This is a genomic window from Bremerella alba (assembly GCF_013618625.1).
In the GTDB taxonomy this organism is placed as follows: domain Bacteria; phylum Planctomycetota; class Planctomycetia; order Pirellulales; family Pirellulaceae; genus Bremerella; species Bremerella alba.
This window is the reverse complement of the sequence record NZ_JABRWO010000008.1, coordinates 332,210-346,725: the sequence shown is the minus strand read 5'-3', so window position 1 is coordinate 346,725 and position 14,516 is coordinate 332,210. Positions and strand designations below refer to the sequence as shown.

Genomic DNA, 14,516 nt, shown 5'->3' with positions numbered 1-14,516 from the left:
CGACCCACCCACCTCTCAGGATTTCTTCCCCATGCTGAAGACACTTCTTGCGATTTGTTTGCTGGTGACCGCTGGCGGTTTCTGTCAGGCCGACGAGAGATCGGTGGCCCAATCGCTTCAGGCGCGTGTGCGGGCTTTTCACGAGGACGCTCCACAAGAAGACCTCAAGCTGAGAGTCATCTACTTCTATCCCGCTGATCGTCAGCCGCAGGCCCATTATCAAGAACGCGTCAATCGGATGGTTCTAGATATCAAAGACTTCTACGACACCGAGTTCGCCCGGATCGGCCTGAAGAATTCTCCGCTGCCGGTCGAGATGGACGGAGACCAAGTGAAGATCCACATGGTTCAAGGTGCCGAGAATCACGATGGGTACGGGTACGCAAGTTCCTACGGGCGAAAAATTCTTCGCGAGATTGGCCAACAACTACGAGGCAAGGTCGATCCGGATCGTGAGTTTCTGCTGATCTTGTGTGCTCTGTGCGACAAGCAGGAAGATGGACGCTACAAGATCTATTCACCCTATTACGGCTTGGGTGGGGCGAACCATGTTCGCGGGATCTGCTTTGCGGCGGACTGCGAGAAGCTAGATACATTGAACCTGACCAAGTCAGACGAGCTGTTTCGCTACAACGAACACAACCGAGATCAGCAACGATCGCTTGCTGACTTCAACACGGTCTTCATCGGCGGGATGGCCCATGAACTAGGGCACGGCTTAAGCCTGCCGCATAATCGCGAGCTTCCCTCGGAAAAGTCCAAGGGGACCGCATTGATGGGCTCTGGTAATTACACTTACCGTGCAGAATTGGTCGGCAAGAAGGGAAGCTTTATGACGCTGGCCAGTGCGACGCGGATGATGTGTCATCCGTTGCTTTCGCAGAGCAATAAGCAGCGGTTTGAACGAACGGGTCTTGAAGTCACCAACCTCGAGTTCAGCGGAAGCGGCAAAGCATTGACGGTCCGCGGAAAAGTAAAATCCAATGTCGAGCCCTTCGCCGTCATAGCCTACAGCGATGCTGAAGGGGGTAACAACTACGACGCTTATCAGTGGACTTCTGAAGTCGCGCCGGATGGCTCATTCGAGGTGACACTCGACACCCACAAGCCTGGCAATAACACGCTGCGGCTGAGCTTCTGCCATGCCAATGGCGCGACCAGCGATGCAAGCTACTTGTTTACAGCCAACCAGCAGGGCGAACCCAATGTTCAGGCCTTACAAGATGGCAGGGCGATCGCCACCCTCGAAAAAGAGATGCTTCTAGGACGCGTTGCACAGGCACGTAACTTCGCACAGAAATACCTGCAAGCGAAGCCGAAAACTCAACTAACACCGATGCTCGAATACGTTCAAGCGTTCGACGCCAACACGAAGCTTGCTAAACTATCACAGCTCACGCAAAGCGACGTCTATCTTTCCGATGTCGAGGCAACGACGACGAAGGTTGGCTACGGTCGTCCGACGCGAAACGCCTACTTACCCATCAATAGTCGTCAAGACAGCGGATTCTTTTTACGGCCTGGGGGGCAATTCCATGCCCAAGGCTTTTATGCCCACGCCCCGTCCCAGTTTGTCTTCGATCTGAATGGCGAGTGGAAGCGATTTACTGCCGTCGCCGGTATGCAATCAGGCGTCCGCGAAAGTGCTTCGGCGATCTTCATCGTGAAGGGAGATGGCCAAGAGCTTTACCGCTCGGCCAAGCTGCGATCCAGCAAAGTAGAAAAAGTAGATGTCGACATCACCGGCATCAAGAAGCTGGAACTAATCACCGAAACAGGCGAAAACAACATCAGCGGCTGCTGGTCGGTTTGGGGTTCGCCTAAGATCAGCCGGTAAGCATCACCTGCTACGAAGCCGAACGAAACGGCAAGATCGTGGGCTCGGCTTGTTCACCTTCCGCTACTGCAACGGTTGGCTTCGTTACCTGGTGATTGCGCAGTTCCGCTTGCCGCCAATAGCGTCGTTTGGAGCTGATTTCTTTTCGATTTTCCAGTGGTGTTGCGGATGCGAAAGAGCAGACCTCATTCTCGCCAGGCAAGTGCGATTCGGCCCATTTTTCTGCGGATACCGTCAGGTGATTTAGTATGCGTTCGACTTCGAGGCGATGAAAATCGACGTCTTCTTTGGAAAGCTCTCGGGGAATATCGATGGCCTGCCCCATGATCAGGCGTGCTCGGCTGAACGGGCGGGGGACGGCAAACTTATCCCAAGTCCCCAGCCTAAAGGGGCGATCCATCCCAAACCCCATAGGGATGATCGGCATCTGTAATTTCGAGGCGAGATAGATCGGGCCTGGGGCCATCGTGCGGCGCGGTCCTTGAGGACCGTCCGGCGTGATCGCCAAGTGCTGGGTACGCGAAACCTTGATCAGTTCTTTCAGTGCTGCAATGCTTCCCCAACTTGAAGAACCTCGCACTGTACCAAATCCCTCGAGTTCTGCTGCATGTGCCAGCCACTCGGCGTCGCGATGACGGCTTAAGAGCATCGAGACGTTACAGTGGCCTCGGAGGGCAAATGGGAAAGTGATGTACTCGTGCCAAAAGACATAAATCCCACGCCGCTGGCACGAGGGATTGGCCGGGTCGTCCTGAGCCTGAACGTACATGGTCCGGACATCGAGCGTACTAATCATCGACTTGACGATCGCGACCAAAGCCGCGCCGCCGGCGCGGGCAATCCAGGGGGAATGAGTTCTTCGCATGGCTTCCTTGCCTCAACGACTGATTTGACTCTAAGCGAGTTGCGAATAAAGCGGTACACCATGAGGGACTGGCCAAATCCCACTGAATACTTCTTCGGCTGGACCGGTCATGTAAACGTGATTGTCTGCTTCGTTCCAGTGCAGTTCCAGGTCACCGCCGAGCAGATGGTTCAAGATCCTTCGCTCTAACTTTCCGGTCAGCACGCCGGCTACGCAAACCGCACTCGCCCCGGTGCCGCAAGCCAGCGTTTCACCGCTGCCGCGTTCCCATGTTCGCTGACGAACTTCTGTCGGGCTGATGATCTCGATGAATTCTACGTTGATGCGTGCCGGAAACTGAATCGCCTTTTCAATCTGGGGGCCAATCTTCAAGACCAAGTCGTCGTCTGCTTTATCGACAAAGATAACGCAATGCGGGTTGCCCATTGAAACGCACGTCACTTCAAACTCACGCCCGCCGGCTTCCAGACGTTGATTGACGACGGGGCTTTCGTCGAAGGTCGTCGGGATCTTGGCCGCTTCGAGAATCGGCTCGCCCATGTTCACGGTAACTCGCTTGGCCATGTTGCCGTCGGTTTCTAACTCCACCGAAAGCACCCCGGCACCCGTCTCGAGCGTCAGCTTGTCCTTCTTGGCTATTCCGTGGTCGTAAACATACTTCGCCACGCAGCGAAGGCCGTTGCCGCACATTTCAGCTTCCGAGCCATCCGCGTTGAACATCCGCATCCGGGCATCAGCGACCTCAGAAGGAGTGATCAGAATCAGGCCATCGCCCCCGATTCCGAAATGTCGATCCGAGACCAGCGGTGCCAACTTTTCAGGAGGTGCCGGAAGTTGCTCTTCAAACAGATTGACATACACGTAGTCGTTTCCGGCTCCGTGCATCTTCGTAAAACGCAGTTGCGACATCAGGTTCCCAGGCAACAGTTCAAAGTGATCGATGCAGTAAGGTTCTTATCCTACCGTGAAGAGGCCCAAAACGTTAAGCCCGTTCACTAAGTCATTGAAATTCGCTTATGCGACAGCCCGTGACGCCAGAAAAACTTCTCAACTAACCAAATTTCTATTGCGAGCCCCCTAGCTAGTTGGCATGCTATTTAATTGCCACCCGGGTGGCTAATTCATTCATTTTCATAGCTCGATTCACTGCTTTATAGGACCTTGCCTACCATGCAAGACTATCGACCACGGCCCCGTGCCGGCTTCACGCTTGTCGAACTTCTCGTCGTAATTGCCATTATTGGGGTGTTGATAGCACTGCTATTGCCTGCGGTACAGCAAGCCCGCGAAGCGGCCCGAAGGATGCAGTGCACCAACAATCAGAAGCAGTTGGGAATCGCGATGCACAACTATCACGATACGCTCGGCAACTTTCCGCCGGGGGTCGTCGGACGGGTCAACTTTGATACGGTCGATCCTTTGAACTTTGAAAACACGCCCCCCACGTGGATGCAGATGCTGCTTCCTTATATCGAGCAGGGCAATCTTTACGATCAAATGAAGCCGCACTTCGACCAGGGATTAAAGGCCGCAACGGCTCCAGGCCGATTCACGGTGATCGATGGGCTGACATGCCCCAGCGATGCGAATGCCCCGAAGATTACCAACATCGAACCTTCGGTTTGGTCGGGCAATTTTGGGTTTGCCGGCAACTATGTGGCCTGTAGCGGGTCGGGTTACTTCACGACGACTTCCGATCCTCACATGCAGCAAAACAATGGGATGTTCTTCGCCCGATCCAAAACCGATTTTGGGGATGTCACCGACGGCACCAGTAACACGTTCATGATGGGCGAGATCCTGGTTGTGCCGGACGTAGCGCCGCGTAACTCTACAAATCAGGACCTGCGCGGTTCGTACTACTTCGGCAGGCGCGGATCGGGTTGCTTCAGCACCCGCGAGCCACCGAATTCGATCGTAGGGGACCGACTGAGCAGTTGTCGTAACCTTCCTCGAACGCCATGTAACGGGCAGGGAACCGACAACATGATCATCCTGGCCCGCAGCCTCCACCCCGGCGGAGCCAACATGATGCTGGGAGATGGCTCGGTGCGCTTCGTGGCTGAAACCGTTAATCGAACTATCTATCAAGGCTTTGGAACCCGAGCAGGCGGAGAGACGCCCGGCGAGTTGTAACGGCACAGCTACTGCTTTGTCGTTGCTACCATCCCCACAAGTTCTCTGTAGGCACCCAAGTCATGAGAAGGTCTCTCGCAACTACTGTTTTGTTGGCACCGGTAACTGTTTGCCTGGCGGTCGCTTTGGGCTGCTCAGACACCGGCCCCAAGTTACCACCTACCGTGCCGATTAGCGCCCAGGTAACCCTGGATGGCAAACCGCTATCCAAGGCATTAATCGCGTTCAGCCCCGTCAATCCAGGGCCTAGCTCCAACGGTCGCATCGAGAATGGGGAAGTGCTCGACCTTTGGACCAACGGACAGAAAGCAGGAGTCGTCACCGGCGAGCACAAGGTAACCATCTACGACGACGATAACGAAACCGGTTCGGTCGATCTGGTCCCGAACCACTACGGTCGCCTCGACAAAGGCTTTGAAGTTTCAATAAGTAAAGATGGACCGAATGAATTCGTGTTCGACCTGAAGAGGAAGTAGAGACGCATTTCATTGTAGACTACGATAGCGGCAAGAATCTTCTTCCTGTTTCCTGTTATCGTAGTCTCACGCCATCCATGCAAAAGTTAAGACAAGTTGTTCAAGAAAGCGATACACGTCTTGGACGTCTTTTTGACTTATCGGTCCTCTTTTTAATCCTCCTCTCCTTAGTCACGTTCTCTCTTGAGACGCTTCCGAATCTGTCTGATACGACACGAAGATGGCTAAATGCTTTTGAAGTATTTTCGGTCATTGCATTTTCGCTTGAATATTGTCTCCGCGTTGCCGTGGCTTCGCCTAAGCGAAAATATGTTCTGAGCTTTTTTGGAATTGTGGACCTGCTGGCAATTGTTCCGTTCTTTCTCGGATTGGGTGTCGACCTACGATCCATTAGAACGCTCCGCCTGCTCCGACTCTTTCGTATTTTGAAACTGGCAAGATATAGCGCCGCCGCGAGAAGATTTCATCGAGCAATTCTGATTGCCAAAGAAGAAGTCATTTTGTTCTTAGGTGCCGCACTAATCCTGCTTTACCTGGCGGCGGTCGGAATCTATCAATTTGAAAGCGAAGCTCAGCCTGACGCTTTTGGATCCGTGTTTCACTGCTTGTGGTGGGCTATCGTCACTCTAACCACGGTTGGCTATGGCGACGTCTATCCAATCACCGTCGGTGGGAAGATCTTCACGTTTGTCATGCTGGTCATCGGATTGGGTGTGATATCGGTCCCAGCAGGACTCGTTGCATCGGCGCTCGCACAAGCACGAAAAATGGAAGATAACACAACGGGCGATATCCTTACCGACGAGCCTTAGAGATCCTGGTAAACTCAGCCGCTCAGATCGATCTCGCGACCTTTGACCCCAGTCGGGTCTTTCCGTTGGGTCGCATCGTAGGTGGCGTCCCCTTCGAGTTCTGCTTCGTCTTCGTCCGATTCTTCTTCGGGACGTTCCCATGCGCGTCGTCCGTCGGCGTCTCGATCCGAGATTTTTTCACTTTCCTCTGGGTCGCCTACGCCGGCAGCTTTTTCGGCTTTCTCGGTCGAGTCGACTACTAACGCGTGGCTGCTGGTTGCCTGCTGAGCACCGGCAACATCCGAGGAATTGCGCTGAGCTAGATTGGTAGCCGCAATCGAGCTGGCTAGCGATGCTCCTAACGGTCCGACGCTCATGACTTCGATCCTCGTAGTGCCCAGTCGACGCGGGCAGAAAGATGCCCGGCGGCACGGCCTTCCACACGGAAGGGAGTGCTCTAAAGTGAACCCTTGGCCAGGTTCACCATCCAGTCAAACGGCTACGGATGCATGAAGACGTATCGAGGTGATTTCCGCGTGAACAATGCTTCTATCTGATATTATCGTCACATCTTCCCCCCATCTTAAGGAGAGTGCCGAGGGGACGTCCGTGCTAGCGAGGAATCGAGTTTCCTCGACGAATGCCCGCCGGCGACTGCGAGGAAGGAGGCGCGCCGATAGGTAGACGTACGGCTCTCGCAGGAAATAGTTGTTCCAGAGTTTCATTTACCATGGGAAAAATTTCTTGTTCGGTCGTCGGATTGTCGACCGAACCACCCACATGGATCACCATCAAATTGCGGCTTGCCTGCCCAATCATCTGGCGAACAACCGGCACGTCAAACGTTTGATTGCCGAACTCGGTATAGAACCGCATGCTGATCTGTCCATCGAGATTGACTTCGCCGTTGCCCTTAAGAGCCAGTGCTTCGCCCGAGAGACGCATATCATCCAGATAAACATAGTTGCCGGCTACGCGGTACTTGATGTCTGCGGAATTGAAGGCGTTGGTGTCAGGAAATCGCGCATTGAGCACATTCAGCATCGCGACCGCGAGCGGCAATTGATACATGTTCGCATCCCGAAGTTGCAGCGACCCGGTACCATCGTAGGTGTGCGTTCCTTCCAGCGTCCCAGTCATACTAATATTGCCGAACAGACGCCCTGACGTCTGACCGCGGTTCTGCTGCCCCAGGTCGATCAACATCTGACCGACCGTTCCATTGGCCAGCGTAACGTCGGTTTGAAACGGTTGCGTGCCTGCCAATTGCATGCGGCTATCGATCAAAATCACACCTCCAAACGCATTCGCCGTAACATGCCGTGGAGGCTGGCCATCGGTGTGAGGGACATGACGCCCGGTTAGAAATTGAGATTCATCAATCCAAAACGGTCCGCGCACGTTCGATAAGGGAATGCCACGGGACGTGACGCTGTCTAACTGGAATTCACCAAACGATCGGGCACCTGACTCATCTGATTGCCCTTCGAAGCGGATTGCTCCGTAAATATTGCTGATAACGGCTCCGCGACGGATCTGACCGCCGGCCATGTGAACGGTCATATCCCAGTTCATTTGAACCGGACGGCCTGGGTTGGGATTGGAAAGCACGACCACGCCATCGGCATGAAATAGCGGACCAACCTGAAGCTGCTGAAGCGATTTTTCCAGCTTCTCAGGCACAGCCAAGAGAAGGTCTCGATCGACCGCAATGTTCTCAATCCGCAGGTCTTCAAAGCGGACCTGCCAACGTTGGTCCTCAGGAAAGAAGCAGCTTCCATTGGTCGACACGCGAACGTCACCATGACGCGCGGTCATCTGATTGAGTGTAATTTGTCCGTTTCGAAACTCGACACTGCCGACGACTTCGTCGAGCACGTAGGGAAAGCCAACCGGCTCGACTGAGACCGCTCTTCCGGAAAGATTCCGACTACGCTCCCACTTCTGAGCATTCATCCACAGGTCCAAATCACCTTGTGAGTTGGGCCAATGCAAACTGATGTCCATGTGATCGATCGAACCACGAGGACGCAGCTGATCCCACCCTTGCTGGGCCGATTCCGGGATGGCGGTCTTCAGTTCGTCATCCAAGGGTACATCTTTACAGGCAAACTTTAGATTCAGGTTGCCGCGTTTATCTCCGGGAACCTCTTGCCAGGTGCCGCGACAGGTGATGTGCCCGCTGTCGTTGTAGCCTTGGAGATGCTCGATGGTGACGACCCCATCTTTCCAGACGATCTGGCCGTTGATTTTGGAAATAGGATAGGGGAACTTCTCGTACTTGACCGAAGCGTCGATGATCTCCATCCGCAGAGACTTGTCCGGCTTCATTTCCGGCTTGCTGTGAGTGACAATCGTGAAGTCAACGTTAGCCGCGCCTTGCAGGTGAAACTCGCGAGCCACATTGCAGACATCTTCCTGGGCAGCATACAACGCATGCTCGAACGTCGAATCCCAGTGCACCGGATCAAGCGAGCGGACACGAATGGGTCCGCTGCTATTGGGGCCGGGATCCATAACGCTCCCCACGATCGCAATCCGAGATTTGCCGGCATGGGCGAGCAGGTCGATATCGAGCAGGCGATCTTTGAAATCGATCTTTCCCCGGGCATCGGTCACGGGGTAAGGGAATTCCTCGAAGACGAAATTCGTTCCTCGGCAGTTGGCGTGAATTTCAGGAAGCCATTTTTGCCCGTCGAAGTCAAGTTTCACCGAAGCATCAAGTGTGCCTGAAGGTTGATAACGTTTCCAGCTTTTCTGCATACCGCTTGGCAACATGCTTGCCAGACCTTGATGCAGCGTAATGTTCTTAAGCGTCGCGGAAACATGCACGGGGCTGTTGGCCTGCCAGCCGGTTCTTGAAAGCGATGCGCTTACCGAGCCGTTCTCGTAATAAGCGATGAGCTTCTCGATACGAATGCCAGGAGGGGAAGCAATGACGCGGCCTTGGATTCGCTCGACTGTGCCTGGGATTCGAGGATCGCTCCAAGTTCCGTCACGCACGTCTATAGTTGCTAGGTAGTTCGTCAGACCGCTTGAATTTCCAGAGACCTGAAACGCCGTATCGGCCATCGCTTCGAGATGTACCAGGTCCTTGATGTGCTTTTTCCACTCTTCGGGGCACAGTCCCCACAGGTGATCATCAATCCGAAGATTCCCGATGTTACCTTGGGCGGCGAATGTTTGAGCCGATTCATCGATCAGCCCGGTAAGCGTGGCCGACTCCCAGTTCTGGGAATTGAGGGTCGCCTTGATTCTTTTCTGGGTACGTGCTTGACCGGCAAAGTTGCCCATGCCGGGGGCCGTCTCGGTTTTGATTTGAAAATCAACGTTGTCCAGAATTCGCTGCACGTTTCCACCGCGACGATCGGCCAGCAAGAGCGACGCATCGAACACTTCAACCGCCGGATTGTCATCTCCCCATTTAGGCATCGGAAAGAGATGCTTCAAGTTGGTGCTTCCATCGGTATCGACGGTTGCCGTTAGCTTGGGCCGCCGCGCGACGATCTTTTCAACCTGGAAATCACCCGAAGCCAATCTGCGAGGGTCGGTCGTACAGTAGACCATGATCTCGTCGACCGACACCAACTCTTGCGATTGGTAGAAGCTCGATCGCTGGGCGAGCGTCAGGCCGCGGATTTCGATTCCTTTGCCTTCGATGAATCGGGCCGAGCGAACCGAGACCAACAGATTGCTGTAGTGGCTGGCGAATTTCTTTTCGACGTGCGAACGAATTTCGTTATTCAGATTGTGATAGAGATACAATCCTAGCGCGCATGCCAATACGGCCACGGCTAACGTGGTCCATTTAACGAAGCGACATGAAGCAGAAAAAAAGCGACTCACCCGGGATGGAATCCTTTCCAAGCGGACATATGTCGCTAAATCTTGGCAGAATCATGCCTTTCGGTAAACGTCGGTTTAGGTGCTTGCGGCCGATTTCTATGTCCCATTTTCAGTTTTCGACGGGAGACTTCGCTGCCTTCCGCAACTGGCAATTTCGCCACCAGCCGGCCAGAAGGCCCGCACTGAGGATCGCCAGGGCTAGCATTGGCGGTTGTCGATACCGAATCGAACTGACAAATACCATGTGCAAGCAGCAAAAGTAGAAGATAGGCAAGCCCAACAGAAAGTAAATCCACATGCGTCGTGCATAGAGCACCGTGGCCAGTAAACCAGTCAAGACAATCGGCAAGTACCCCAAAGCCATCAAGACCTCCATCTTGCCGATAACCTCTTGATCGTTCCCCAGCGGGGTCCAATAACGCCAAAACTTGACGCCAGCCAGTTTGATCACTTGGGCGGGGTTTTGTTTTGCCCAGTCCACGGAAGCCTGTTTCATTCGGCCATCGAGACGCGATTCAAAGGTTCCTGAAAGTGGGGCATCCTGACCTGCTTCCTCGGCGGCCTGATCGCGTTTGAAATTGGCGACGTATCGCATATCACTGGCTCCGGTGGCTATCGGACTGATGCCGTCGTAAAGACTTGCTCCCACTTGAAGGGTCGTCGGGACGAACTTGCCAACCACCACGTAATTGCGAACCCACCATGGCATCAGAACCACGGCCGCGACGACAGCTGCGGTGGCGTAGGCGAGCAACTGTTGCTTACGATGTTCGTAGAAAAGCAGCCCGATCGGTGTCGCGAACAAAGGAAACATCAACCAGCTAGGCCGCATCAAAATGGCCAACCCAAATGCCAGCCCAGAAAGGGCTGCGAATTTTGTGCGACGCGACGAATGATCTGCCCTTAGCGCCACAATGAGCCAGCCGAGATTTAAAAGCATCAGTGGAACAAACGGAGCCTCACTCAGTATAAAGACGCTCATCGCGATGGCGCCGGGATAAAACGCGACGAGCAATGCAGCGAACACACCGGCGACCGGGTCGAATAACATCCGAGCAATCCAGGCCGCTAAGCCAATCGAAAGCGTCCCACAAACCACGCCGATCAATCGCAGAGCCAGCGTTGGCGGCTCGTCGGCGATCCAATACACCGGGACCAAAAGCAGCGGATAGCCAGGCGTTCGCGCTATCCGGGCATCGCCGTAGACGAAATCTTCTCCCTGGGCTAGATGCTGGGCCAAGACTTCGTAGCTGAGACTATCCCCAAAGAAAAAACGCTCTCCCTCAGGTATTCGTGATTCCCACCAAACGGCGGCCCCCAGCCGAATCAGGGCCCCTAAAACGAGGATCGCTAGCAATAGCCAGCCCAATTCTCGCTTTTGAGGCTCTGCAACTTGTTGGTTACTAGACATTTAGGTGACCAAGAGCATAGGGACGATCGTGTTTTCGACGAATTGGCGAAGGAGAAATTTGGAAAGCTAGGTAGCATGCGCGCGTTTGTGCAATATTAGCGTCTTGGGGGAAATCTTGCCCGAAATCACCCCAGTACAATAGTTTACTTCCCTGAATGAGTCGGTATACTCGGACTGCCACGCTTTAAGTGAGGCACATTTTTTGGTTTTTCTCGTCTTATCCAGCTTCACCCCATGAACTGGCCACACTTGACCTAGCACTGCCCATACCAAGAGCGGTCGTCAATACTGCCCCCCATTATGCACAGATTTGTGTAGGAGATTTTCTTCCCATGTCCAATGATTCTTCCGCTGCCAGCCCGACCTATCATCGGATGGCACTTCTCATTGCCAGCTTTATGACGCTGATTGCTGCTGGGGTTGGTTTTGGTGTTCGTGCTGGGATTCTTAATGACTGGGCCATACGCTACGGTTTCACCAAGGTGGAACTAGGCACGATCACCGGTGGCGGTCTGGTTGGTTTCGGTGTAACGATTATCTTCTTTAGCTTTTTGGCCGATAACCTTTTGGGTTACAAGAAGCTGCTGGTGCTCGCGTTCGCGCTGCACGTTTTGTCTGTGATCGTCACCCTGGCTGCGACGCCCGTTTACGGGCTTGCCGGTAAGGACGCTACCTATTGGTGTCTGTATATCGGTGTCTTCATCTTCGCCCTGGCCAATGGTGTTTGCGAGGCGGTGATTAACCCGCTGGTCGCGACACTCTTCCCGAAAGAGAAGACGCACTATCTCAATATCCTGCATGCCGGCTGGCCGGCCGGTTTGATCATCGGCGGCGTCATTGGCTATATGTTTTGTGGCGAAAACGCTGCCGTGAACCACCTGTACTGGGAAATCCCGCTGGCGCTGTACATGGTTCCGACGTTGATCTACGGTTTCATGGTGTTGAAGGAAGCCTTCCCGCCATCGGAAGCCGCTGCCGCTGGTGTGACCACCAAAGAAATGCTGTTGCAGTTCCTCTCGCCGCTGCTGTTGTTCCTGTTTGTGATTCACGCGATGGTGGGTTACGTGGAACTAGGTACGGACAGCTGGATCACGAACATCATGGAAAACGTGATTTCCGGCAAAGCCTTCCTTCTGTTCATCTACACCTCGGCGATCATGTTCGTCCTGCGATTCTTCGCCGGGCCGATCGTTCACCAGATCAATCCATTGGGTCTGCTGTTTGTTTGTTCGATCTTCGGATGCACAGGCCTTTACTGGTTGGGCTCGGCCAATACCGGCTGGGCGATTATCGCTGCGGCCACCGTTTACGGCTTGGGTAAGACGTTTTTCTGGCCAACGATGCTCGGTGTGGTGGGCGAACGCTTCCCACGCGGTGGTGCCATTACGATGGGCGTGATGGGCGGTATCGGGATGCTTTCGGCCGGTTTGCTAGGTGGCCCTGGCATCGGTTACAAGCAGGACTATTTTGCCACGCAAAAGATGCAGCAATTGGACGACGCCCTGTTCGAGGAATACCGCTCGCAAACCAAGAAGTCGTTTTTGTTCTTCCCTGAGGTTTACGCTTTGGACGGTGCTAAGGTTGGCGTGTTGAAGGACGAAGGCGCTGAACTAGCTCGTCGTACTGAAATCGAAACCGAAGAAGGCAAGGTTTCCGAAGAAACCACCGCCCTGAATACCTGGTGGGAAGCCAACAAGCCGTCCAACGAAAAAGAGTACGATCACGAAGTCGAAACGATCGAGACGGCCAACATCTATGGTGGTCGAATGGCATTAAAGTGGACGGCTTTGGTGCCTGCGATGATGGGGCTCTGCTACTTGCTGCTGGTGATCTACTTCTGGTCCCAAGGTGGCTATAAGCAAGTCGTGCTGCACGGCGAAGAATCAGAAACCGAGCAGTATACCGGCGGCGTTCAAGGGCCAGTGGAGTAACTCGGTTAGCTTCTAATATCGCTATCAATACGAAAGGCGAGCCTCGATCGGGGCTCGCCTTTTTCGTGCAACTAACTGGAAGGGCCAGGTATTATTTGAACGGTGTACCATCTTTGGCAAAGCTATCCGGGTTGCGACCTTTCATCACACCGATCACGTCCCCCTCGTCGCCGTACTGCCATACTTTTACGCTGGCGATCTTCATGCTGGCCGTCTTCCAGTCGGCCGGGCCAGCCCAGTCTGGCAGCCACACGCCCATGTTCAGCTGAGCCGCAATCGCCGGGACCCATTTGTCGTTCTCGGCAACCTTCTTGCCGTCGATGTAATGCTTGGCGATCTTACCTTCGTAAAGGGCATACTTGTTTTCGCCAAGCTTCTTCAACGGATTGCCCAGATATTCGGCAAACGGAACCGACTTGTCCTGTATCCAATAAAAGCCTTCTGACTCCATCACCTGATCATCGCGAATCTCCGGCATGGCTCGCAGGTGGGTTCGCCACTGGGTGACGAAAGTGTGATACTCGCCGTCGACAGCCTGGGGGACCTCAAAGAAGCGATTGTCGTGACGATTCTGCAGGAACGTGTTATACATCGCGTTCTCGAAATTGCCTGCCTTACCGAACTCTGGGAAGTCTAACTCCGACCAGTACTCGTTCGCCGCCAGTCCATAGGCTGGGATGTGAGGGTTATACATCGGTGTTTCGGCTTGAAACTCGCCTTGCCGGGCCTTATCTCCTTCGACCCAGCGATAGCTATAAGTCCAAAGAGCAGGAATACAGCCTCGAGGACGTTTCGGATCAATCGGTCCGCCAGGGTGCTTTTCCTGATCGCCGACCTTCACGACCATCTCGAATCGTCCTGATGCGAAGTGTTTCTGGCTGACAATGACACCGCCGACTCGGGTCTTGTTTGCCCACCAGCCAATTACGTCGCCATCGTATTGGTCGCCATGAGCAGTACAAATCAAAACGTTCTTCTCTTTGCCATCGACCACGTCCTTCCCGATGGTTACGTTCTCAGGGACAACGCCGTGATTCCCGTTGCCCCACTTTTTGCGATAGACGTACCACTTCTTCTCGTCGATTTTTCCGCTGGACCAATCCTCCTCGAGTGCCAGTTTTGCATCCGAGGGCAGGGGAGGGAGTTCCTCGCCACGACTAAGTCCAGGCCACAATAATGCGGTGATCAACAACAACATCACTCGAATCAACATGCACGAAATC

The 14,516-nt window shown here is 54.0% G+C and carries 11 protein-coding genes; 5 read left to right on the top strand and 6 right to left on the bottom strand.

Translation table 11 applies throughout. The features are described 5' to 3' along the window. The first annotated feature begins 31 nt into the window (after positions 1–31). Positions 32–1,837: an NPCBM/NEW2 domain-containing protein gene (locus tag HOV93_RS15665; protein ID WP_207397446.1), complete on the top strand. Its 1,806-nt coding sequence runs from the start codon at positions 32–34 to the stop codon at positions 1,835–1,837. A 10-nt stretch (positions 1,838–1,847) separates the two neighbouring features. Here HOV93_RS15665 and HOV93_RS15660 read toward each other — a convergent pair whose 3' ends face one another. Together HOV93_RS15660 and dapF are read right to left on the bottom strand one after the other, a co-directional pair. Beyond that, a complete protein-coding gene (locus HOV93_RS15660; RefSeq protein WP_207397445.1) occupies positions 1,848–2,702 on the bottom strand; it encodes a lysophospholipid acyltransferase family protein in 855 nt (284 codons plus the stop codon). A gap of 30 nt (positions 2,703–2,732) precedes the next feature. Continuing rightward, positions 2,733–3,611: a diaminopimelate epimerase gene (gene dapF, locus HOV93_RS15655; protein ID WP_235990423.1), complete on the bottom strand. Its 879-nt coding sequence runs from the start codon at positions 3,609–3,611 to the stop codon at positions 2,733–2,735. Between the two features lie 261 nt (positions 3,612–3,872). On the opposite strand from dapF, the gene HOV93_RS15650 reads away from it, so the two are divergent. The 3 genes from HOV93_RS15650 (at position 3,873) to HOV93_RS15640 (ending at position 6,126) form a co-directional block, all read left to right on the top strand. Then, complete coding sequence (locus HOV93_RS15650) at positions 3,873–4,838, top strand: DUF1559 domain-containing protein (RefSeq protein WP_207397444.1); 966 nt, start codon at positions 3,873–3,875, stop codon at positions 4,836–4,838. A 62-nt stretch (positions 4,839–4,900) separates the two neighbouring features. Then, positions 4,901–5,314, top strand: coding sequence for a hypothetical protein (locus HOV93_RS15645; RefSeq protein ID WP_207397443.1), 414 nt, complete (start codon positions 4,901–4,903; stop codon positions 5,312–5,314). Between the two features lie 77 nt (positions 5,315–5,391). After that, positions 5,392–6,126: an ion transporter gene (locus HOV93_RS15640; protein ID WP_207397442.1), complete on the top strand. Its 735-nt coding sequence runs from the start codon at positions 5,392–5,394 to the stop codon at positions 6,124–6,126. Between the two features lie 14 nt (positions 6,127–6,140). Here HOV93_RS15640 and HOV93_RS15635 read toward each other — a convergent pair whose 3' ends face one another. The 3 genes from HOV93_RS15635 to HOV93_RS15625 all read right to left on the bottom strand — a co-directional run bounded on the left by HOV93_RS15635 (position 6,141) and on the right by HOV93_RS15625 (position 11,362). After that, on the bottom strand, positions 6,141–6,482 hold the full coding sequence (locus HOV93_RS15635) for a hypothetical protein (protein ID WP_207397441.1): 342 nt from the start codon (positions 6,480–6,482) through the stop codon (positions 6,141–6,143). A gap of 235 nt (positions 6,483–6,717) precedes the next feature. After that, entirely contained in the window at positions 6,718–9,951 is a 3,234-nt protein-coding gene (locus HOV93_RS15630; RefSeq protein WP_207397440.1) for a hypothetical protein, read from the bottom strand. Between the two features lie 109 nt (positions 9,952–10,060). After that, positions 10,061–11,362: an ArnT family glycosyltransferase gene (locus tag HOV93_RS15625; protein WP_207397439.1), complete on the bottom strand. Its 1,302-nt coding sequence runs from the start codon at positions 11,360–11,362 to the stop codon at positions 10,061–10,063. Positions 11,363–11,694: 332 nt separating this feature from the next. Between HOV93_RS15625 and HOV93_RS15620 the strand changes: the two genes are divergently transcribed. Beyond that, positions 11,695–13,293, top strand: a complete 1,599-nt coding sequence (locus HOV93_RS15620) for an MFS transporter (protein WP_207397438.1) — start codon at positions 11,695–11,697, stop codon at positions 13,291–13,293. Between the two features lie 91 nt (positions 13,294–13,384). Here HOV93_RS15620 and HOV93_RS15615 read toward each other — a convergent pair whose 3' ends face one another. Next, positions 13,385–14,506 carry a glycoside hydrolase family 16 protein gene (locus HOV93_RS15615; protein WP_207397437.1) on the bottom strand — a complete coding sequence of 374 codons (1,122 nt, stop codon included), beginning with the start codon at positions 14,504–14,506 and terminating at the stop codon, positions 13,385–13,387. Positions 14,507–14,516 lie beyond the last annotated feature (10 nt).

What these genes read in the sequence shown, in the direction of transcription:
- HOV93_RS15620 (WP_207397438.1), top strand. Translation starts at nt 11,695, where the DNA reads ATGTCCAATGATTCTTCCGCTGCCAGCCCGACCTATCATCGGATGGCA.
- HOV93_RS15650 (WP_207397444.1), top strand. Translation starts at nt 3,873, where the DNA reads ATGCAAGACTATCGACCACGGCCCCGTGCCGGCTTCACGCTTGTCGAA.
- HOV93_RS15625 (WP_207397439.1), bottom strand. Translation starts at nt 11,362, where the DNA reads ATGTCTAGTAACCAACAAGTTGCAGAGCCTCAAAAGCGAGAATTGGGC.
- HOV93_RS15640 (WP_207397442.1), top strand. Translation starts at nt 5,392, where the DNA reads ATGCAAAAGTTAAGACAAGTTGTTCAAGAAAGCGATACACGTCTTGGA.
- HOV93_RS15645 (WP_207397443.1), top strand. Translation starts at nt 4,901, where the DNA reads ATGAGAAGGTCTCTCGCAACTACTGTTTTGTTGGCACCGGTAACTGTT.
- HOV93_RS15635 (WP_207397441.1), bottom strand. Translation starts at nt 6,482, where the DNA reads ATGAGCGTCGGACCGTTAGGAGCATCGCTAGCCAGCTCGATTGCGGCT.
- HOV93_RS15615 (WP_207397437.1), bottom strand. Translation starts at nt 14,506, where the DNA reads ATGTTGATTCGAGTGATGTTGTTGTTGATCACCGCATTATTGTGGCCT.
- HOV93_RS15660 (WP_207397445.1), bottom strand. Translation starts at nt 2,702, where the DNA reads ATGCGAAGAACTCATTCCCCCTGGATTGCCCGCGCCGGCGGCGCGGCT.
- dapF (WP_235990423.1), bottom strand. Translation starts at nt 3,611, where the DNA reads ATGTCGCAACTGCGTTTTACGAAGATGCACGGAGCCGGAAACGACTAC.
- HOV93_RS15665 (WP_207397446.1), top strand. Translation starts at nt 32, where the DNA reads ATGCTGAAGACACTTCTTGCGATTTGTTTGCTGGTGACCGCTGGCGGT.